This window comes from Lysinibacillus sp. FJAT-14222 (assembly GCF_001278875.1).
GTDB lineage: Bacteria > Bacillota > Bacilli > Bacillales_A > Planococcaceae > Lysinibacillus > Lysinibacillus agricola.
In genome coordinates this window covers 101,890-123,386 of sequence record NZ_LIYL01000044.1, presented here as the reverse complement: position 1 = coordinate 123,386, position 21,497 = coordinate 101,890, and the positions used below count along the sequence as shown (strand labels likewise).

Here is a 21,497-nt window from a genome sequence, read left to right as displayed (position 1 = left end):
AGTAGCTTATTACAGGTTATAGATAATAATTAGATACTAATTAGTGTATAGATTAGTACAGTACAATTATAAATTATCAACAAAGTTATACACAAGTTATTAACATTATCCACAAATTGAATTGTTAAATTAGAACACCTTGAGCCAACGCTGTCTGTTATACAACGAATATAATAACACGTCACGTATTTCAGCCATTTATAAAAGCTAATAAATCAATTTTATATAATATAGTTATACTTTTATGGTTATAGGAGTGTATGTTCGTATTTTATAATGAGTTATTAGCGAGTTGTAGGAGTGTGAGTGGTAGTTTTATGTACCATTTATTGTCAGTTATAGGTAAAATAATATACATTATATCCTTTAAACACTGGATATGGGGGGTGTCTTTACATCTTGAGGTTGAATGAGTGATCAGATATCCACGCTACCACATCTATCCACACAGGTTGATAATTTTTTCGATTTTACATTTCTATAAATTTACCTCCACTCTCCTACTATATAATCCAATATACCTAAAATTAGTCCAACTTACCTATTTTTCACTTTTACTTCTACTCGTAATCGTAATCGTAAAATACTCATAATATCCTTACCAGTATTGAATATTAACGTATAGTAAATTAGTCACAATTAACACATCTACACCACTTTCCACCCTATTAACACCTCTAAAACCCTTATAAACATTGAACATTTACGACTAAACATAGACGACTAATTTATACTTAAACTATACAATACACATAAAAGCCTTATAAATATTGAATATAAGCTTAATTTTGCAGCTTCAGATAAATATAAAAAAGACTCGAAAATAATCGACTATTTAGCATCAATTCCATTGTAAACTCTACGTTTCTTTTGCTGAAAGTAGATCAATTTACGAGTAATGGTGATTTTGATGTTAATCGTCTTTTCGAGTCAAATTATTTACCTATTTTTTAAATATAATAATCCATAGTATTTAACTTGTGATATTTATCTAACATTTGTATCAATATATTGATATGTATTAATTCTTATCTAACTTAAATAATTTCCCCTTTCAACGATATCTAGCGCATAATTTAAAACATTTGTTTTTGGTATATCATCTTTAGCACACATTGCTAATAATTTTAAAGACTCCTCTGGATGTGTGACTGATAATTTACTAATAACCAAAAGTAATGCAGACTCTACAGATTCATCTTTCTCTATTTGTACCCTCTTTACAGTATCCATTTTAATCACTCATTCCCCTTTCTAATTATATATCAATAATTATTGGAAACTTTTCTATAAATTACAAGTATAAAGTTAAAAAAGTCAGATATAATTTAAGGTCTGACATATCCTTCATTAATAGATAATACTACAATCCAAATAGGAATGAAATGATATTCTGTATATTTCTACATGTTTCGACAAAATTTCTTACCAATTAATAGAAATTTGTTATTTATGAATAATTTGTATTTTATTAATTAAATTTATTTAGTAATTTGACTAGTAGATTAGATAGTTTCGCAGTATTATATAAACAAGAACACAAATTAAATAACAAAATACATAAAATATTGTTTTTAAATTTAATTGTGTTATAATTTAATAAAATACATAAAAAAGGAGATTGATATATTGAAGAACTATGAAACAATTAATGAAGAGGTATTTGAAATGAACATGGCAAAGGAGGACAATTTCAACAATAGTGAAGTACTATACTATCTAGAGGAAATGATTAGTATGGGTGCGGAAGAGAATTATGAATCAGAAGCATATCAAGATATTAAGCAGCATGGAAAAGTTAAGAGTAGTTCCTTGAAGAAGATTAAGCGTAACATGTTTAAGTTATATAATGAGAAGTTTTGATAGGAATACATATGAAGTATGAAATTGCTACTAATTAATACAGTGTTGTTATAACAGAAATGATACTTACTATTAGAAGAGTTTAAAGCCTTGTTAAATCAATTGGAATTAATTAAAAAAGGTATACATAAGTGGTACGTAGTTAAGTCTTGAAATTTAATATAATAAATACATAAAATTATATTAAATACTAACCAAGAGGATACTGATACATAACATACATAATTTTATAGGAGGATTCATTTGTTAACTGCTAAGGTCGGTAAAGAAATAATAAACTGTTTGGACACTAAATACGATAGATATAGATTAAAACAATGGTCTAGTAAAGGCATTCTTAAATGTCCTGTATGTAATGAAAAATATGAGTACTGTCATGGAGAAGTTGTTCCTCCGTATTTTAGACATGTAGTGAAGGAATGTAATGGGTATTATTCCGAACAAGAAACAGACGAACATAGAAGTGGAAAAATACTACTTTATGAGTGGATTAAAAATCAAGAAGGAGTATCTGAAGTAAATTTAGAACATTGGATACCAGAAACCAAGCAACGTCCCGATATCTATTTTGAATTTAATAATGAAAAGTGTGTAATTGAATTTCAATGCTCCCCTATCGCAAGCGAATTTATCATTCGTAGAGAATTGTATAGATTGGCAGGAATACATGATATTTGGATCTTAGGAATTGATAAATATAATATTGAAATTTGTTCAGGAGAACCAAACCATATGAAGCGCTATAAACTTATAGAGAAAGAACTATTAAACAATAGTTTAATTTATCTTGACGTGAAAAGAAAAGCTATAATTACCGATTTAAATATTTTAGATATAAATAAAAAATTAGAGAATTCTATAGCATATTTTCAACTTTCTAATAAAAAAGAGTTTGACTTGTTTAGCGAATATCTAAGCAACAAAATGAGCTTCGTGATAGAGAGTATCAATAATTTTATATTTGATAATGGTATTAAGATAAACAACGAGCTGAATTCAATGTTAAGCGATATTAAAGATACTTACATCAATAACTATGATGATATTATGAAAGATAGAAAAAGAAGACATGATAATCTTTTGAAATTTAAGGATAAGTACAATAATGATGAAATAGTCAGTACCTATGTTGGAGAAATAGGAAATGACACTACACTAAACGTGTTGCTGATGGAAAAAATTTATTTTAAGACTTACAAATCTACACTATATAAATTTGTAACAGAAGATGGTGATTTACTAACATGGCTAACTTCACTACGTCCAAATATTAGTGTAGGCGATTATGCAGTATTGTCAGGAAAAGTAAAAGCACATTTAGAATATGAAAATATAAAACAAACAAGAATGGTAAGATGTAAAACAATTAAGTTTTAGCTTAGTAATGGGAGGATGGTTAGTTGCGTAAACAAATACAATACTTAACAATGAAATTCGAATCAGATAGATTAAAAAAGTTTAACTATGATATTAGTATTAACATTGATGAGGCTATCGATAATAAAGAATTAATTGCGGTATTTGAGAATCAATTAATTGATACGATTCTAGATATCACTAAGCGTCATATTGATGTTAATAGGCTTAAATATTTAGAAAAAGAAATACATAAATTGAAGAATTCGACCAGTGACGATGGTAATGGTGAGAAACTTCAAGATTTACAACTAAAATTAAATGAGTTAATTTACGTTCCAGAATACATAACTATCGAGATGAGCAACAAAACACAATACAAGAGATTATATAGTAAAGGGGTACTAATTAATGGCGTTAAATATAAACGATTCAATTCCAGTGCTTCTCAAGCAAGAGTTAATACTGTCCTATTTATTGCAGAAACTGTATTTGATGAATTAAGGTATCGTACTGACAATGGTAGGAATAAAATCGTTCCTATTGCTCCTGCTAAATTAAATGCTTACAGAGGCTTATATGGTAGCTCTAGATATAAAGTAACTACACCTAACTTCTGTGTAGTGAAGGATTTTGAAAGTCCAACTTCATTCAATGTCAACTTTGTAACTGAAACAGATTACAGCGAAGATGATGAAATTGAAGAAAAATCCATTACAAAGATGTTTAATCGTTTCGATGGTCAAGGATTGATATCTCCTAAACAAGCTGAGAAATGGGCTAAGGAATTAGAAATTGACTATATCCCATCACAATTCTGCATTAGGGGCAGTTTTCTCAAAGGAATGCTTACTGTATTTGATATACATGAATGGGTTGAAGAATTTAATGAAGGTAATTATATAATAGAGTCTATTTATAAGGACGATAGCGATAATCCAATGTTGGTTGATTTAAGATGTGTAGATGTAATAATCACCGAATCTCAGCTAAAATTGTGGGATAGTTGGTCTTCTGTTGACCATTACCGTCAATGTTGTGTGGAGAATAATATGTCATGGGGCATTAGTATATATGCCCCTAAATATGATAAAACATTCTTCTATCAAAATTATCAATTCTTACAGACACTGAACTTAGATGATAATGATGTAGCTACTATTACAGATAAATTTGTGAAGTGGATCAAAGGTGTTACTTCTGAGAATGTGTATTACACAATGCTATTTCTTGTAGGAATGAATGCAAATGAAGAAAAATTTAATCAGTTCCTAAACAGTAAAAACGCTAGTTGGATTAAAGCTTTAATTGTTGAACCTAAGCTAATAAAAGATAAATACATAAGAAACAAAATTTATAATATGCTCAAAAAGAAGATTCAGAATGCTTCTATTGGTCAAATAATTGTTGATGGTAACTTTCAGGTTATTGTATCTGACCCTTTTGCTATGATGGAGGCAGTGTGTGGAAAAGAAGTGAAAGGTTTGCTTGCCGAAGATGAACACTACAGTAACTATTGGAATAATCTCAACATCGAAGAAGTTGTAGCAAGTCGCAGCCCCCTCACCTATCGTAGTGAGCATGTGTTGCTGAAACTAATTAAGAATGATGATACCGAAAAGTGGTATAAATATTGTTACAGTGGGATTATTTTAAATGCTCATGGCAATGAAACTGATCGTTTTGCAGGAAGTGATTTTGATTATGATATCATCGCTACTACATCTGATAAATCAGTAATCAAAGGAGTTTATCGTAAAGAATTACCAGTTGTGTATGAAGCACCTAAACCATCTAAGGTGATTCCTACTGAGAACGATTTGTATAATGCCGATACATTTAGTTTTAATAGTATTATTGGAGGACTAACTAATAAATCAACTTCTGGATATGCGTTACTAGCTAATCTATCTCCTGAATCTGAGGAGTATAAAGTCACTCTTAGGAGAATCAAGTCAATTACTAAGGCTCAATCGGCTCAAATTGATAAAACTAAAATTGGACAAGAAGTTAAAGGTATAGTCCCTAAATGGGTAAAATACCAACTGCCCATTAAAGATGAAACCGAACAAGAACGATATGAACGAGAGTTGAATAATAGGATTTTACTTGATAAACACCCTTATTTCTTTATGCATCTATACAGTAATACAAAAAAGAAATACAAAGATCATGTGAAGAAATATGAAATTTTATCATTACAGCGATTAGGAATAACCCTAACTGAACTAAAGAGCGTTAAACGTATGAATGACGAACAATTAAACTTCATAGATGAATTTTATCGTAAATCACCAGTAATTGAATCTGATTGTGTAATGAATAAAATTTGCAAACGTATCGAGTCGGTTGATTTCGAAATAAAGAAACTACTGAAACTCGACGAATGGTTTGATGACTATGAATCGTTCATGAATAAAGATATTAAGTTTAACCAAGATACATATAAGAAAGTGAAAAAGAAATATTCAGAATTCAACTCTATGATTAGAAATGAAATGAATAATACACAAGTTAGTGTTAAAACTACCTATGATGAAAGTGTCGCACAAGATATTAATATTGTTCGAGAAAGATTAAAGGTTGAGTTGCTTGGAGTATGTAACAACGAGAAAGAATTAATGAATTACGTGATTCATATGATCTGTGTTGATAACAAAACGTCAAATAAAGATATAATGTGGTCACTGTTTGGTGATGAGATTGTTGATAATTTAAAAAGTAATAAAGATTATTTATACCTCCCTATCCAAGATGAAGATGGTGAAATTGAATATTTGAATAAAAAATATACTGTTAGAAAGGTGGAATTGTTTTAATGGGTATGAATAAATACTATAAAGAAAAAGAATACATAGAAGAGTTATTGAAAAAGAACAAATTAGACACTGGAATTAGAGGTGATTTAAAAACTTTAGCTAAGTATTACAAACATCTTGGTCAAGATAAAGACGCTATCGAGAAATCACTGTATGAGTTTTGTGAGAAGAAATGTAAAGGTTGGTTCAATAAGGTTAGGCATTACAAGATGATTGATAATGCGATTACTTATGCTTTAAAGGATGACAGTGTATTAATTCAAATTGAATCAATTGAAGTGACGAAAAAAGAAATGGAATTTATTGAGTCATTAAAATATGAAGAATTAGAAAAGAAGATTATTTTCTCATTGCTAATAATCAACAAATTAAATAATGCTAGAGCAAAAATGCGAGGCATTGATTCTAAAAATAACTATTTTGGTGGTTCTGGAGAATATAGTTATAAGTCATTGATGGATACTTTAAATGAAAAACTAACTCGTACATATCGTGAAAAAGGAATACATAGAACAATTAAGCAATTTAATGATGATGGATTGACTCGTACTACTAATCGACTATCTTTAGAGTTGTTGTTTTTAAATCAAATTGAGGAAGATGAGGAAACTATATTTGAGGTAAATGACTTTGACAATATTGGATTAGCTTATGAGTACTATTATGGAAGCAAGAAGGTGAAAAAGTGTATTGAGTGTGGAAATTTAATTAGAAACACTAACTACAAAAATCAATATTGTAATTCATGTAAAATTATAAAAATTAAGGAGAAACATGTCAGATATAATAATAAAAGAAAATAACGACCGTTGCTTATACCCAACAAACCCAATGATACTAATGGTTTCAAGCGACGATGACAAATAGTATATATGATAGAGAATGAATCTGTCAAATTAATTAAATACATAAAACAAAAATCAAATGGATAAAAGGAGAAATTAAAATTATGGCAACTAAAACAGAATTGGTATCAAAAGTACAAGAGGTAAATTTAGCACGTACAGGAGAAAAGCTGTCTAATGATGAAGCCACTCTTCGCACAGAGGATGTAATTAATGCAATTGAACAAATGTTAGTAGGAGGTTCTGATGTAACCCTAGGATTTGCTAAAATTGTTCAGGGAGTACAAGCAGCATGTACCAAAAAAAATCCACAAACCGGTGAACCTATTGAAGTTCCAGAAAAACGAGTTACAAAGTGGAAAGCAATGCCTAAGTTTAAAGAAAAGTTAAACAGTTAATTTTAAATACATAGCAAATTCATACAGGCGTTTTAATACTTGGATAGAGTTAGTGGTAGGGTTATCCCCTACTCTTCTCTATCCTTTTAATTTTAATTAAAAATCAATATGTGGATAAAAGGAGAAATAAATATGGCTAAGAAGACCAACCAAGTAGGATTCAAAGGTATTTTAGATGTAAATTTTAATGAAGGATGCTCTACTATTACGGAAGTAACAAAAGAAGTTGAATACGTATATGATTTCTTTAAAGAACTTGCTAATTTTAATGGTAAAAGCGTGACTATTTCGATTAAAGAAGATAATGAAATTGCGCCAATTGAAGATTAAGGAGTGATTAAATGACTTCTTATGACTTAAAACGTAAAGAAATAGAAAGCTTTAAAGATTATCACATACGCCTATACACTAATTTAGATAATTATGATATTTCATCTGATGAAGCTACCATACTTTTAAATAAGGAATATGGTTCTAATTACAGTGAATCCAAGTGGCGTAAGGATTATGGTCAGTATTTGAATTGGAAGGACTACATCGAGTCTAAATTAATTGGAAATAATGATTTACCTTCATATAAACAAACAAACGAAATCAAAGGCGATGGAACTCATTCATCTGATAAGCTTATTCGCATTAATGAAAATGATAAATTAGATAATAAGACTATCTTAGAAGCTCATGGATTCGATATTAATGAGTTTGATTTAGTAAATGCAAAGAATTCCATTTGGAATCAATCTATCGATAAGACTTTATATTCGAGTAAAATCACAGTTAAACCTAAATCAGTTAAATTTGATATTGAAAATGTGCTTTCACAACTACAAGATAAAGTTAAAAAAGTAGTAATAAATAAGATTGATTTCAAAGGTGAAAATTTGTTAGAAATACCTCTAGTAGATATGCACTTTGGAATTAATGATTTAGAATATTACAGTGAAACATTAAATGAGATTTTGGAGCTAATCGAGTCTAAGAAATGGGACACTATTTATATTCCAATCGGAAACGACTTACTGCACCATGACGACTTTAAAGGACATACTAGCAATGGCACAGCAATTGAGAAAGTAGATATAGAGAATGCTTGGACTGATGCATTTACTTTCTACAGTTACATTTATGAGGCTTCATTGAAGAATTCGAATAATGTAGTATCTGATTACGTATGTGGTAATCATGATAAAGTTATGACTTACGGTTTAGTTAGGGCATTAGAAGTTAAGTTTCCTCAAGTTAAATTTGATGCTTCTATTGAAAACAAGAAAATGTTCACATGGAAAGACGTTGCTATTCTAAGTCTACATGGAGATAAAGGATCAAATCGAATTAGTAAAACCATTTACAAGGAATACGGTAAAATTATTGCCGACAAGAAGGTTGTCGAGATTCATAGTGGTCATCTTCATTTCTCACAATCTAAAGATGATTTCGGTGTAGTATTTAGAACATTGCCTACTAAAGCTAAAACTGATGAATGGCATAGAGAAGAATCATTCGTTGGTGCAGGTAAATATTTCAGTTTATTTGAATATAAATCAGATTTATTGAAAACTATACATAATATTTAGGTGATACATATGAAAAACTTAATATTTGATATTAGATTCTCAGTTTTTATATACATACAGCAGCTAAAAATTTTGTTAAAACGGTTATTTTATTTAAATTAATAAAATACATAACGTTTGTTTTTATTTTCATTGATTATTCATAGAACCTCTCCTTTTAGCACATCTATGCAGATTACTCCCCTTTCCTTTATAGGTGTGCAATAAAGTAGAGATGCTTATCGAGTAGGAAATATTGGGAAGTCATGAGCCTGATATGAGTGTACACATTCCTTACACTTTCCTACTCTTTTTATTATTTAGGAATGAAAATACATAAAGGAATGATGTATATGGGTAAAAATAAAAAATGGAACGATGAAGAAAATAATAAACTAAAAGAAATTTATTGTGATGCTAGTAAAGAAGAATTGGAATATGTTTTTAAAAGAAATTACAGTACAATTCATTTGCGAAAAGCATACAGAGATTGGTGTACAAACCAATAATTTTGCAAATTTAAGGAAATCTAAAATTTCAATATGTGTAGAATGTTACAGAGATATGACAAATGGTAAGTATAGTCCTTCATTCAAAGGCGGTATTGGTGAACTCAAAGATTTACTTAGAGGAATAATAGCTGATTGGAAAAAGGAAAGTATGAGGAAAAGCGATTACAAATGTGTATTATCTGGTGAAAAATTTGATGATATTCACCATTTATATGGATTTAATTTAATAGTCGAAGAAACATTATCTGAATTAAAATTATCTAGATTACCGCAGGTTAAAGATTATACAGATGATGAATTAGATTTAATAAAAAATACATTCTCCAAGATACATGATTCTTATCCTTTAGGTGTTTGTTTAGCACATGATGTACATGTACTTTATCATAGAAATTATGGATATGGAAGTAATACTCCAGAACAATTTGAAGAGTTTACATTGAGATTTGCCAAGGGGGAATTTGAAGAAGTTTTAAATAATATAAGTTAATACATACATAATTTAATTTCAATACAAGAGATGTCGTATAAGCGATGTCTCTTTTTATTTTGACAGCAAGGAGGTTGTTACTTTGAATAAGATAACATGTAATTGTTGCGGTAAAGAAAAGAAACCGGAAGATTTCTACTCGTCACCTTCTCAATTCATGAAGCATACTGGTAAAGTTGGAGTTTGTAAAATTTGTATATGGAATTATGTAGAGCCAACTGAAAAAGACAATTACAATATTGAAATAGTTAAAGATGCACTTAGAATGATAGATAAGCCTTTCATTCAAGACTTGTGGGAATCTGCTATAAGTGAAGCAGAATCTAGAAATACTAAATCTAACTACTTTAAATTGTATATGAAGAATATTGCCATGCCTCAAAACATCTCACTATCTTGGAAAGACAGTGATTTTGCATTTGTTATCAGCGATAATACAATTAATGTAGAGTCTAGTGAAGTAGATATTAAAAATGACTTCAACGATAAAGATAATAAATCGTACAACAAGAAGTGGATGGGGGAATACTCCCCTTCTGAGATAGAGTATCTAGAAGGTTACTTAAATGGATTACATAAGGATTTTAAAATTGTTACAGAGAATCATAAGGACTATGCAAAGAAAATAGCAAAAGCAAGTCTACATATGGACAATTGCTTCAGAGATGTATTAGAAGGTGTTAGTGGAGCAGATAAGCGTTATAAAGATGCTAAAGATGTATTTGATACACTTTCCAAATCAGCTCAATTCTCTGAAAGTCAACGTGGACAAAATGAAGTTGGATTAGGATGCTTTGGTAGAGTATTTGAATTAGTTGAAACTAAAACATTTATTCCAGAGCATATCCCTACCGAACAAGATGACATCGACAAAATGCTAAATGACTTTGGTCACATCTTGAAATCGTTGTGAGGTGATTTAAATGTCATCTTACAAACACTATAGTCATAAAAACAGAAAAATAAAAGACAACAACTACAACGACTTCGATAATTCAGCTAGTTATGATCCTGCAAAATTAGAAGAAATAGATATTGAGGAATGGGTCAAATTTATATCTTACTATCGTTATTACATTGATGAATTCGCTATAAATATTTTAGGGTTAAAGTTATACCCTTTTCAACGTGTAATTTTAAGGGCAATGGCAAGGCATGAAGAGTCAATGTTTATCGCTAGTCGAGGACTAGGTAAAAGTTACCTTTCTGCCGTATTTTTTATTTGCGTGGCGATACTTTACCCGTCAATAAAACTGGGCATTGCCTCAGGTAAAGGACAGCAATCACGTAACGTAATTGTACAAAAAGTTAAAGGTGAGTTATATAAAAATGAAAACGTAAAGCGTGAAATCGAGAATATTAAAACTGGTTCAGATGACTGTTCTGTAATTTTTAAAAATGGTTCTGAAATACGAGCAATTGTATTAGGTCATGACGGTGAAAACGCTCGTTCATGGAGGTTTTCGCAGATACTAATTGATGAAGCGAGGATTGTGTCAGACGATATCGTATCAGAAATTTTAGCCCCGATGACCAAGACTAGGCGTAATACAGTGATAAATCTGTCTATGATTTACGGAGATAAAATGCCAATAGAGAAAGGTAAACTTATATACATATCTTCTGCCTACTTGAAAACTTGTGATTTATATCAAAGGTTTATGACTCATTATAACAGTATGAAGGAAGGTAATAAGGAATACTTTGTATGCACCCTCCCCTATCAGGTAGGGGTTAATGCAGGAATATATTATGAAGACGACATAGTTAAAGAGAAATCCAAACCTAGTATGACTTCTGATAAATTCGCATATGAATATGAAGCTGTTTTTGTTGGAAATAGTAATGACAGTTATTTCCCTTATGACTTGACAGAAAGTGTAAGGTCACTTGACAAGGTGGAATACAGACAACCTAAAAAAGCAGTTAATTCATATGTAATTTCGCATGACGTAGCAATTTCGGACAAAGCTGGTAGCGATAACGCTTGTACAACGGTTATAAAATTAAAAGAAAAACCAAATGGATCTATAATCAAAGAGTTAGTGTATATAAAAACACATAACGGAATGTCTCTGCCTGAACAAGCTAAATATTTAAGAGAGTTGTTATTAAGATTTGAAAATACTCAAAAGTTAGTAATTGATGTTCGAGGAAACGGTGAAGCTCTTCCATCTTTATTAGCTGAATCTTGGGAACATATGAATGCCAATGGAGATATGGTTGAATACCCTCCTCTTATTCCTGATGATGGCAATCCTAAATATACAAATATTAAAAATGCAAATCCTTTAATCAGAGAGATAGCCGCAACGAATCAACTTAATAATACGATGTACACATATATGAAGACTTGTTTTGAAGATAAGAGTTTAAGATTAGCTGTCAATTCTGCTGAAATTGATAATGATTATAAACAAGGTAAGGTTACTAATGAAGAATTTCTAGTTCACGTTAATACTGATTTATTAATACAAGAATTAAGTAATATAAAACAAGAAATTAGTGGTCTCAGTAACATACTATACAATCGTATTGCTAAGGCAACTAAAAGAGACAGGGTTACGAGTCTAGGGTATGCCATGTATTACATCAAAGAATTAGAAATGGATAATAAGAACAATGTAAATTCTTCTATCGATGATTATCTATTTTTCATGCAATCAGGATTTTAATTAAATAAATACATAAAGAAAGGAGGGGTTAAATGTCTGAAGATAATACTTCATCAAATTACAACGAATGGATCGAAGTTGCAGGATTAACTGATTTCATTACTCAATATGGCTCTGGTAGTTCCTTACGAGATATTAGTTTAACTGATTTATATAGGTATCTACAGAATCCATATTCTAATATTAAAGAAATTCAAAAAGCATCAAAATATCTAACTAATAAGCATGGAATTATTAAAGAAGTATTGCGTTCATTGAAGTCGCTCCCTACTTTAGATTATATTATTTCATGGTCAGAAGTAGATGATGAAAAGAAACTTAAAAATTATGAACGTAAAGTTAATGACTTTTTACGTGAAATTGATGTTAAGCAATTTGTTCGAGATGGATTATTTGAAGTTGGTGAAATGGGTACAATCGTCACTTGTTTGCGTAGTAAGCGATATGTTCAATTTTTGGATATTGACGATTTACGAATTAATAAACAGCGTAACGGTAAATGGGTAGTAGAATTTGATTTAAATACTATTAAAAAATGTAAGAATGTAAATGACAAATTAGCTATTATCGAGTCGCTGCCTGAAGAAGTATCTTTAGCAAAATATAGCCTGTACATGAATAAAGGTGAAGATTATCGATACGTAGAATTAAAGGATGCCGATGTAATTAATATCGATGGTAACAGGAATATGCCCTATGGATTACCGTTAACTATAGGCTCGTGGTCTGCTCTGTTGCAAAAGGAGATTATTGATCAAGTTGAACGTTCAGTAGCAGACAGACTATTGAAAACAATAGTTATTCTTTCAGCAGGACATTTAGATAAAGACGGTACAAAGCCAGTGCCTAAAGAAGTTGTTACAGCTTATTTTAATGAAGTGAGTAAGTTATTTAAGAAAAAGAATGGTATAAATCCAAATTCAAGTACTGATAATTCAGGAACAGGAACTATTGCCCTCCCCCACTTCTTTAAATTAGATACATTAGATGTTGATACTGAATTATTTAAGAAAGAGTTATATGAAAAAATTGAAAATGATATTTATTCAAACTTAGGCATCAGCCCTGCTGTACTTTGGGGTGGTGGAGGTAATAACTTTAGTTCTGCCACGTTAAACAGTCAGAAATTCTTCAGATACATCCACACACTATTAGAAAAATTTGAAGTAATAATTAATAACTACCTTAAGAATATTTTACCTAAATCAGTTTCTTGTAATTTTGTTTTTGCTAAATCTACAATATTAAATCACGAAAAATATATCGATAAATATAAAGATTTATATATGCAAACAGGAACTTCTAAATTCTGGTTAGAATCACTCACTGGTCTTCCTTATGAAAATGTCATTGGACAAGCTGAATATGAGCGCAAAATATTGAAAACGGAAAGCGTCCTCTACCCTGCTTCAAATGCGTATACTCAAAGTGGTAAAGTTGATAATGGTGGAGCTCCTGAAGTAGATAATCCTACCAACGAAAATACAATTAAAAGCAAGTCTAGTGGCAGTAATAACAATCCTAAGCCATCAACAAGCTAAATGAGGTGAATTATATGAAAGGTTACTCCCCTACTTTCGAAGTTAATCCTAATACAGAAGTAGCGTCTAAAAAACAACATACTTTTATTGAATTGGGTATTAAGAAGCCAGTACATGAAAACGATTGTAAATGTGATATCTGCATTAATAAAGAAAATACATAAAAACATTTTAATGATGCCTAATTCAATTAGAAGGAGGTGAATTGATGACTAAAAAAAGGCAATTACTAACATCGTCTATTATAGAGATTTCAAGTAAAGATGACGTATCTAGAGAAATAGTAATGCTAGTACATAAGCTTGATACTACTAATGCGAACGGACTTGATTTTAAAGAAAACTATACAGAAACTTATATGAATTCTTTAATTAATAAACCTGTTGTAACTAAATACTTTGATAAAATTGAGGATTTAGGAACACACGAACAAATAGTTGATGATGACGGCAATATTGTTGGATTAGAGACAATTGCTATTGGAACAATTAAAGAAGTATGGATTGATAAAGTTGAGGATGATGAGGATGTGAAAGCATTATACGCCAAAGCAGACTTGTGGAACTATAAATATCCTGAAATTATAGCATGTGTTGAAAAATTATTTAATGAAGACAATGCTGATAGTTCAGTTGAAGTTGAAATTTATGCATATGAAGACAATCCTACTCAAGACTATCGTGTTGCAAAAGAGTATACATATTTATCTAATTGCTTGTTAGGTAGCAGCATTTCTCCTGCAGATTCAGATGCAGGAGTTATTTCAATAGCGCAACGTGAAATTGCGATGGCGGTAAAAAATGATCTACAAAAAATTAAAAATGAACAGAAAGGAGTAAATAAATTGGCTGAGAAAGAGTTATTTAACAAAGGATACAAAACTAAATTTCATATCGAAATAAGCGAGTTGAGTCATGATGACATTCGCCAACAAATCTATAATTTTATCAATCCTGTAAACCCTACAACAGAAGAGCGATCTTATAAATATTGGATTCGTGAAGTATTTCAGACGTACGTTATCGTTGAAGAATGGAACGATTCAAATAAATTATATAAAATTGACTACTCCTTAAATGATGACACAGTAGTTTTATCTTCTGACTATCAACAAGTAGAAATTACTTATCAAGTTGTAGGTACTAATATTAATGGAGAGTTAAATAAATTACAAACAGAATTAAATAGTACAAAGGAGGAGTTGTCTAAAATGGATAAGACAAATGAAGCAAAAGTAGTTGAACTTCAAAACAAAATTGAAGAATTGGAAGCAAAAGTAGTTGAGTTAAATTCCACTGTAGTTGAACAACAAGAGGCTAAAACAGCTCTAGAATCTCAAGTAACGGAGTTAAATTCTACTGTTGAAAAATTAGGTAAATATAAGGAGCAAGTAGAAACTGCTGAAAAAGAAGCTAAGTTAACAGAACTTTCATCTCGTTATGAAAAGTTACTTTCAGAAGAAACGTTTAAAACAACTGAAGTTCAAGAGGCTTTGCAATCGCTAGATGCACAAAAGTTAAATGAGATTGTTGTAAATGAGGTTGCTAAAAGTAAATCAATCACAGAAGTAAACTCTATTACGACTAAAGACATTATTGTAAATGCTAAACAAGGTGAGAATTTAATACCTCAAACCATTCTACAAAAGTATGAAATTAAGTAATAAAAATTAATAAATAAAATACATAAAATAAAGGTGGAAAAATAACTTATGGTAAAAAAATACGGTATTGTTCGATTAGATTTAATGGCAGGTCACGTTTATCACTATGATGCAGATGTTGCTATTGAAAATGGAGTGTTAGCAGAAATTGATTATACTACAGGCAAAATTGCTCCTACTACAGATGCAACGAAAGATCAGGTATTAGTAGCTTCAGTTACAAATCTATATGATTCAGAAGATGAGTCTGATTTTATCAATGAAGCAAAAGGAATGAAAGTTCGTACTTATGAATTTGAAAAAGGTGATATTTTCACTACTACTCAAGTAGATTTATCAGGTACTCGTACTACATTTGCTTCAATTGCAAAAGGCGATTATGCTTATGGTGTTATTGGCGGTAAATTTGCATTCGATACCACTGCACCTACAACTAAGCAAGTATTCCGAGTAATTGAGCGCACAGTTTTAAATGGTCAAGAAGCAGTAGCGTTACAAGTTGAACAAGCATAAAAATAATTAATAAAATACATAAATAATAAAGGTGGAAAAATAACTTATGGTAAAGTATAAAAAAGTTTTAGAATTATGTTCTGATGTACGTAAAGGTGAATCTTCAATTGAAGGAGTTTCTATTAACGAGCGTAAATCAGAATTAGTGGAAATCTTCTCTGAATTAATGAAAGATTATGAAGGAAATAAAAAAGAAATTAATGCAATCATCACTGAAAATGTTGATGTAGTATTAGAATCAAAATTAAAAGATGCGCTAGAAATCTTTGCAGAGATTGCTCCTGTACCTCATGGTACTAAAAAGAAATTCCGTGTGCGTAATGGCAAAATTAAGGCAGAATACGTTGCATTAGGTTCAGAGATTCGTCGTCAAAAAATCTATAAACAAGAGATTCCTGCTCAACCTCGTGCTATCGGTTCAAGCGTGTATGTTGAATGGGATGACGTATTATCTGGTCGCGCAGAAGCATTTACTGAAATTGTAGACGAAATGGCTGATGCTATTCTAGATGAAATCTTAAAAGATGTTCAAGCTTCATTTGTTGCTGCGATGGCAGATGCTCCTACTGCTAATAAATACTCAGGTGCATTCTCTTTAGCACAACTTCGCTCAGTAGCTAATACTGTAGGTGCATATGGTAAACCTGTAATTGTAGGTACGTCTGTTGCATTATCAAATATTACTTCTGATTCTGGATTCCAAGCATTAATGTCTGATTCTATGAAAGATGCATTTAATCGTGATGGATTCATTGGAACATGGGAAGGTAAAGCTCTAGTTCAATTACCTAATACATTTGTAGATGAGTCTAACACTGAATGGGAGTTAGACAATAACTTAATCTTTGTTGTTCCTGTAGGCTCAGATAAGCCAGTAAAAGTTACAAAAGAAGGCGGAACTGAGATGCTAGAGAAGCAATCATTTGAAGATGGTTCTATCACAAAGAAAGCTATTCAAAAAGCAGGAGTGAACGTTTTACAAGTACATAACTTAGGTATGTATACAATCGTTTAATATGATAAATGTGGGAGTGGATTATTCTACTCCTCTTTTTTAAATTAATAGGAGGAAAAGGATAATATGAAAAAAGTAAAAGTTATTAATAATGTACATAGTGTAGTAGGTTTTTATTTAAATCCACTACCCGAATCATTCCGTATTTTACCAAGACAAGGAGCATTCTTAAATTTAACAGAAGAAGAATTAGATTACATCAACATTAATCAAGCAATTATTCAAAAAGGCTTGATTTGGATTGATGACAAAGACCTTCGTGTTAAATATGGACTAGAAACTTTAGATGGCGAAAAAGCTAATGCTAATATTCTTCAATATGAAGAAATAAAAGAATTAGTAAATGGAAATTATAAAAAATTAGAAAAAGCTATCGGAGAAATTACAGAAAATGCGATCTTATTACAGTTTGTTGAGGCTGCTCGTGAAGTGAATTTAGATAGCAAAGCTAAAATTGATATCATTGAGAATAAATCCAAGATAAAAATTTATGAAAACGAAGAATAAGTAGGTGTTATCTTATGACATCTACATCATATTCAGACATTTTCGGTTTATTCCTTGATAAAGTCAATGACTACTATATAAAAAATCAGTTAGAGAATAATCCAGTTTTTGCAGATGAAATATTATTAGGCTATTTAAGGTCTGCTATACCGAAGTTCACATACTCTACAAAAAATCTATCTAATCGAGAGGATGCTTTATTTCAATTCAATATCTGCTTATCTGATATGGAAAAAGAAATATTAGCAACACTGATGATCGCAGAACATCTATCTCCAAAAATTATAAGCGAAGACTATGTGTATAACAAAATTGGGTCAAAAGATTATAATCAACACTCCCCCGCTAATCAACTTAAACAATTATTAGAGTTGCGTAAAGGGATAATAGATGAAGCCAACTTATTAATGATTGAATATTATTATAGGCAAGGTGTTTAGTATGAATATTTCAGATGGATACGTTAACTATTTGAAAGATAGATTCTATGAAACTCTTTGCTTATTTGAAGAAAAAAATGAAGGACTTCCACGTTATATTGAGTCGTTTAGTTATGAACTGTATGGGTTACAGTATTTAGTAGAAGACACAGTAACAGTTATTACTCTTTTAAACATTCTAGAACATTTTTATGATGACAGCCTTGCACCTAAACCAGATATAAAGGTGATTAGAGGAGAAGTTTTTCGCTGTATTAGCTTGATAAATAGGATGTTTAAAGTTGGTGAAACCACTTGAATTACAGAGATAAATATATACAACGTTTGAATAACGATGGTCATAATTCAAGAGACGCTTATCATAATAAATCTAAAATTATTGCTAAACAACAAATTTTAAACTCTCCTAATAGGTATGACGTTTATTTAAATCTTGATAAGTCTGTAACTCATTATTGCATCACTAAAGATAAAGATACATATAAAAAGCGAAAATTCATCTTCATTCCAGATACAAAAGTAGATATGGGACACTATGTTACACAAGGTGAACTTACTTACTTATTAATTGCTAAAGATACGAATGAAATTACACCACAATTTTTAGGAGAACTTTGTACTGCTGAATTTCCAGTAAAGTATGCAGATGAAAAAAAGTTTTTAGGTTATGACGATTTAGACAGACCTGTTTATGACATTATTCCAGGAGAAGTCACAAGATTACCATGTATAACAAAAATGAATGATGCATCTACAGCTATTGCAGATACCAATAACCCAGTGAATTTGTTAGATAATCAAGTAATGGTCATTATCCCATACTCTGAAGCACCTTCTATAAAATATAACGAAAAATTTGAGTTATACAATGATGCCTATCGTATTATCAGAATTGATCCATCATCTTCAATTAATAAAATAGGCACTCTAAGAATTACTGGTGAACGTGTTGAAAGTGTAAATAATCAGGAAGGAGATGATGAGGAATAGACTTCAAAGGTAATTTAGAAGAGTTGTACAAGGCTTTAGTTTCAAACAAAAAACTAATGAGACTCCTTCATTATGTGCCAAAAAATGCATTCGACTCCCCTCTTTCTCCTGATAAAAAAGACATAAATGAATTAAAAAATAAAGATGAAATTATCAAAAAAGTTATCTCCCCTACCGACAAAAGATACGATTTAGATTTAGAATCTCAATTCTGTAGAATTTGTTTTTACACTGGATCAAGACAATTACAGAAAAGTTATAATAACTCCGCTAGAAGACTACAGGATAATATATATGTAGCTGACCAGATATATAATTTTGATGTCTATGTGCATGTAGATATAGATAATGAGGACATGAGGCTAGGTTGGATTTGCAATACACTAAATGAAATATTAGATAATCAACAAATCACTGATATTGGAAATTTTAGATTGGCGTTCTCCTCTCCTATTGACAAAACTCCAGATGGCTTTATAGGATACAAAATGGCATATATTACAAATTCTCTACAGTAAAAGGAGGATTTGCTATGAAGATTGATTTAGATAATGTTTGGGGAAATCCTAAATACCATCGTAATATCCCAATCTACCCTGTTCAGATGGAAAACATTGAAGACTTATACGATACGGTACAATGCCTATTGCTTCCTAAGAATACAATTCAAAATCCAATGATTATTAAAATGTCTTATTTGGCATTTTTGATACTTATTAGTTCAGATGATGTTAATAAGCACTTCTTTGATAAATTAGTAACTCTAATAAAATTGATTAGTAGAAGTGAAAATATTAGGTTTGATGTTGATGAAAAGAATAGATATACGATTATTATTGATGACGAAATTGTAATTAGAGAAAGAGATTTTGACAAAATTAAAGTGATAATTGGCGAGCAAAATCTAATTGATGTTTCAGATGAGAGTTTAGGTACTGAGTTTGATAAAGCAAAGAGTGAAGCTAGAGCGTTTATGAATAAAAGAAACAAAAAAATGGCTGATTTAGAACAACAGATAATTGCTTATAAGTGTGTTTCGAAGTCTTCTTATGAGGATATAAAACAAATGACTATTTATCAATTTAGAAAAGAGTTAGAAAGATATGATTTAATCAAGTCTGCAGATATTCTTCAGAACGCTCAATATTCAGGAATGGTTTCGTTTAAAGAAGGAACTGTAATTCCTCACTGGTTAGATCACATTGAAACTAAGAATCCTGATGATGATATTGTCATGTCAAAAGAACAGTTGGATAAATTAGTCTCAGATAAAGGAATATCTAGTAATTAACAAAATACATATATTTTAAAGAAAGAAGGAATTTTATTAATGAAAAAATTATTCGCAGTATCAGTTGCAGATGCTCTACTTTTAGATCCTAAAACTGATAATCTATTAGTAAAAGGTAAAGCTTTACTTAGCTCTTCAATGGAACAAACAATTCAGGAGCAAGAGGTATACGCAGGTCGTGGTTCACAATTGCAGACTGTATACAACTATCAAAAAGTCGTTGCATTCCAACTCGAAGCAGCTGATTTCAGTCCTACGTATCTAGCTTTACAAACAGGCTCTGAAATTAAAAATAAGCTAAGTAAATACTATACTGAAGAAACTGTTGAGTTTGATGCAAATGGTAAAGGTGCACTCAAAGAAACTCCTATTGGAAATGTATACGTAGAAATGGACGCAGGTAATCAAACAATCATTCCGAATGATAAAGAAATTACAGTCCATACTCTTGCAGATAAAACAGCGATGGTCGTATATCAATATGAGACATTAGTAGACGAAATGGTGATCCCTGCTAACTCATTCCCTAAAGCATGTAAGTTAGTATTAACTTCTGGACTATTTGATGAAGATGGAGATCATGCTTATGAGGTACAAATTGAAGTTCCTCGATATAAGCTTGATGGAGCTATGTCATTATCACTTACACATGACGGTACATCACAGTCTACATTAAACGGTAAATCTTTAGTAGATGATAAAGGTAACTATGCTTATATTAAATATTTACCAATGGGAGATCAAAAGGTAGAAATTTCAATGTTGGCAAGCAATCCATCTGAAGTAGTATTAGATTCTACGATTGCGAATGATTCTGAGCAAGTAACCGTTTACGGCATTCGTGGTGGTGGATACGGTAATATCGTAATGGATAATGCAAAGTTAACCTTCACTTCTGATGACCCAACAATTGCAACCGTAGATACAAAAGGTAAAATTACTGCAGTAGCTATCGGTAATACAACAGTTCGTGTTACAGACGGCAAGTATAAAGAAGTAATTGATGTCGAAGTAGTTTAATTAAAT

22 protein-coding genes are annotated in these 21,497 nt (G+C 30.7%); 21 read left to right on the top strand and 1 reads right to left on the bottom strand.

Annotated elements, in window-relative coordinates:
- Positions 1-1,032: 1,032 nt before the first annotated feature.
- The gene (locus AN161_RS17780) at positions 1,033-1,233 is read right to left on the bottom strand and encodes a hypothetical protein (protein WP_143114904.1); all 201 of its coding nucleotides are present in this window, start codon (positions 1,231-1,233) and stop codon (positions 1,033-1,035) included.
- Between the two features lie 396 nt (positions 1,234-1,629).
- On the opposite strand from AN161_RS17780, the gene AN161_RS17775 reads away from it, so the two are divergent.
- The 21 genes from AN161_RS17775 to AN161_RS17675 all read left to right on the top strand — a co-directional run bounded on the left by AN161_RS17775 (position 1,630) and on the right by AN161_RS17675 (position 21,491).
- Positions 1,630-1,863 (top strand): hypothetical protein, encoded by a 234-nt coding sequence (locus tag AN161_RS17775; protein WP_053595672.1) that lies wholly within the window; start codon positions 1,630-1,632, stop codon positions 1,861-1,863.
- Between the two features lie 243 nt (positions 1,864-2,106).
- The gene (locus tag AN161_RS17770; RefSeq protein WP_053595671.1) at positions 2,107-3,240 is read left to right on the top strand and encodes a competence protein CoiA family protein; all 1,134 of its coding nucleotides are present in this window, start codon (positions 2,107-2,109) and stop codon (positions 3,238-3,240) included.
- A 23-nt stretch (positions 3,241-3,263) separates the two neighbouring features.
- Positions 3,264-6,038 carry a hypothetical protein gene (locus AN161_RS17765; protein WP_241774598.1) on the top strand — a complete coding sequence of 925 codons (2,775 nt, stop codon included), beginning with the start codon at positions 3,264-3,266 and terminating at the stop codon, positions 6,036-6,038.
- Positions 6,038-6,841: a hypothetical protein gene (locus AN161_RS17760; RefSeq protein WP_053595670.1), complete on the top strand. Its 804-nt coding sequence runs from the start codon at positions 6,038-6,040 to the stop codon at positions 6,839-6,841. Before AN161_RS17765 ends, AN161_RS17760 begins: the two co-directional genes overlap by 1 nt.
- Before the next feature lie 146 nt (positions 6,842-6,987).
- Entirely contained in the window at positions 6,988-7,281 is a 294-nt protein-coding gene (locus tag AN161_RS17755; protein ID WP_053595669.1) for an HU family DNA-binding protein, read from the top strand.
- 132 nt (positions 7,282-7,413) lie between these two features.
- Positions 7,414-7,611 carry a YonK family protein gene (locus tag AN161_RS17750; protein WP_053595668.1) on the top strand — a complete coding sequence of 66 codons (198 nt, stop codon included), beginning with the start codon at positions 7,414-7,416 and terminating at the stop codon, positions 7,609-7,611.
- Between the two features lie 11 nt (positions 7,612-7,622).
- Positions 7,623-8,855, top strand: a complete 1,233-nt coding sequence (locus tag AN161_RS17745; protein ID WP_053595667.1) for a hypothetical protein — start codon at positions 7,623-7,625, stop codon at positions 8,853-8,855.
- A gap of 417 nt (positions 8,856-9,272) precedes the next feature.
- A complete protein-coding gene (locus AN161_RS28275) occupies positions 9,273-9,836 on the top strand; it encodes a hypothetical protein (RefSeq protein ID WP_053595666.1) in 564 nt (187 codons plus the stop codon).
- 82 nt (positions 9,837-9,918) lie between these two features.
- Positions 9,919-10,749, top strand: a complete 831-nt coding sequence (locus AN161_RS17735) for a hypothetical protein (RefSeq protein ID WP_053595665.1) — start codon at positions 9,919-9,921, stop codon at positions 10,747-10,749.
- A 10-nt stretch (positions 10,750-10,759) separates the two neighbouring features.
- Positions 10,760-12,511, top strand: coding sequence for a hypothetical protein (locus AN161_RS17730; protein WP_053595664.1), 1,752 nt, complete (start codon positions 10,760-10,762; stop codon positions 12,509-12,511).
- A 32-nt stretch (positions 12,512-12,543) separates the two neighbouring features.
- The gene (locus AN161_RS17725) at positions 12,544-14,052 is read left to right on the top strand and encodes a hypothetical protein (RefSeq protein WP_053595663.1); all 1,509 of its coding nucleotides are present in this window, start codon (positions 12,544-12,546) and stop codon (positions 14,050-14,052) included.
- 208 nt (positions 14,053-14,260) lie between these two features.
- On the top strand, positions 14,261-15,715 hold the full coding sequence (locus tag AN161_RS17720; protein WP_053595662.1) for a hypothetical protein: 1,455 nt from the start codon (positions 14,261-14,263) through the stop codon (positions 15,713-15,715).
- Positions 15,716-15,763: 48 nt separating this feature from the next.
- Positions 15,764-16,228, top strand: a complete 465-nt coding sequence (locus tag AN161_RS17715) for a hypothetical protein (protein ID WP_053595661.1) — start codon at positions 15,764-15,766, stop codon at positions 16,226-16,228.
- Positions 16,229-16,274: 46 nt separating this feature from the next.
- On the top strand, positions 16,275-17,243 hold the full coding sequence (locus tag AN161_RS17710; protein ID WP_053595660.1) for a hypothetical protein: 969 nt from the start codon (positions 16,275-16,277) through the stop codon (positions 17,241-17,243).
- A 66-nt stretch (positions 17,244-17,309) separates the two neighbouring features.
- On the top strand, positions 17,310-17,750 hold the full coding sequence (locus tag AN161_RS17705; protein ID WP_053595659.1) for a hypothetical protein: 441 nt from the start codon (positions 17,310-17,312) through the stop codon (positions 17,748-17,750).
- A 14-nt stretch (positions 17,751-17,764) separates the two neighbouring features.
- A complete protein-coding gene (locus tag AN161_RS17700) occupies positions 17,765-18,190 on the top strand; it encodes a hypothetical protein (RefSeq protein ID WP_053595658.1) in 426 nt (141 codons plus the stop codon).
- Between the two features lies 1 nt (position 18,191).
- Positions 18,192-18,488 carry a hypothetical protein gene (locus AN161_RS17695; RefSeq protein ID WP_053595657.1) on the top strand — a complete coding sequence of 99 codons (297 nt, stop codon included), beginning with the start codon at positions 18,192-18,194 and terminating at the stop codon, positions 18,486-18,488.
- Positions 18,485-19,180, top strand: coding sequence for a hypothetical protein (locus AN161_RS17690; RefSeq protein ID WP_053595656.1), 696 nt, complete (start codon positions 18,485-18,487; stop codon positions 19,178-19,180). The genes AN161_RS17695 and AN161_RS17690 overlap by 4 nt, the downstream gene beginning before the upstream one ends.
- A 74-nt stretch (positions 19,181-19,254) precedes the next feature.
- The gene (locus AN161_RS17685; protein WP_143114894.1) at positions 19,255-19,698 is read left to right on the top strand and encodes a hypothetical protein; all 444 of its coding nucleotides are present in this window, start codon (positions 19,255-19,257) and stop codon (positions 19,696-19,698) included.
- Positions 19,699-19,712: 14 nt separating this feature from the next.
- Positions 19,713-20,471, top strand: a complete 759-nt coding sequence (locus AN161_RS17680; RefSeq protein ID WP_053595654.1) for a hypothetical protein — start codon at positions 19,713-19,715, stop codon at positions 20,469-20,471.
- A gap of 39 nt (positions 20,472-20,510) precedes the next feature.
- Entirely contained in the window at positions 20,511-21,491 is a 981-nt protein-coding gene (locus tag AN161_RS17675) for an Ig-like domain-containing protein (RefSeq protein ID WP_053595653.1), read from the top strand.
- Positions 21,492-21,497 lie beyond the last annotated feature (6 nt).

Excerpts from the sequence above, each read along its gene's own strand:
- AN161_RS28275 (WP_053595666.1), top strand. The coding sequence starts at position 9,273 with ATGTTTTTAAAAGAAATTACAGTACAATTCATTTGCGAAAAGCATACA.
- AN161_RS17695 (WP_053595657.1), top strand. The coding sequence starts at position 18,192 with ATGAATATTTCAGATGGATACGTTAACTATTTGAAAGATAGATTCTAT.
- AN161_RS17780 (WP_143114904.1), bottom strand. The coding sequence starts at position 1,233 with ATGGATACTGTAAAGAGGGTACAAATAGAGAAAGATGAATCTGTAGAG.
- AN161_RS17750 (WP_053595668.1), top strand. The coding sequence starts at position 7,414 with ATGGCTAAGAAGACCAACCAAGTAGGATTCAAAGGTATTTTAGATGTA.
- AN161_RS17680 (WP_053595654.1), top strand. The coding sequence starts at position 19,713 with ATGAAGATTGATTTAGATAATGTTTGGGGAAATCCTAAATACCATCGT.
- AN161_RS17725 (WP_053595663.1), top strand. The coding sequence starts at position 12,544 with ATGTCTGAAGATAATACTTCATCAAATTACAACGAATGGATCGAAGTT.
- AN161_RS17720 (WP_053595662.1), top strand. The coding sequence starts at position 14,261 with ATGACTAAAAAAAGGCAATTACTAACATCGTCTATTATAGAGATTTCA.
- AN161_RS17745 (WP_053595667.1), top strand. The coding sequence starts at position 7,623 with ATGACTTCTTATGACTTAAAACGTAAAGAAATAGAAAGCTTTAAAGAT.
- AN161_RS17760 (WP_053595670.1), top strand. The coding sequence starts at position 6,038 with ATGGGTATGAATAAATACTATAAAGAAAAAGAATACATAGAAGAGTTA.
- AN161_RS17730 (WP_053595664.1), top strand. The coding sequence starts at position 10,760 with ATGTCATCTTACAAACACTATAGTCATAAAAACAGAAAAATAAAAGAC.
- AN161_RS17705 (WP_053595659.1), top strand. The coding sequence starts at position 17,310 with ATGAAAAAAGTAAAAGTTATTAATAATGTACATAGTGTAGTAGGTTTT.
- AN161_RS17755 (WP_053595669.1), top strand. The coding sequence starts at position 6,988 with ATGGCAACTAAAACAGAATTGGTATCAAAAGTACAAGAGGTAAATTTA.
- AN161_RS17675 (WP_053595653.1), top strand. The coding sequence starts at position 20,511 with ATGAAAAAATTATTCGCAGTATCAGTTGCAGATGCTCTACTTTTAGAT.
- AN161_RS17700 (WP_053595658.1), top strand. The coding sequence starts at position 17,765 with ATGACATCTACATCATATTCAGACATTTTCGGTTTATTCCTTGATAAA.
- AN161_RS17710 (WP_053595660.1), top strand. The coding sequence starts at position 16,275 with ATGGTAAAGTATAAAAAAGTTTTAGAATTATGTTCTGATGTACGTAAA.
- AN161_RS17715 (WP_053595661.1), top strand. The coding sequence starts at position 15,764 with ATGGTAAAAAAATACGGTATTGTTCGATTAGATTTAATGGCAGGTCAC.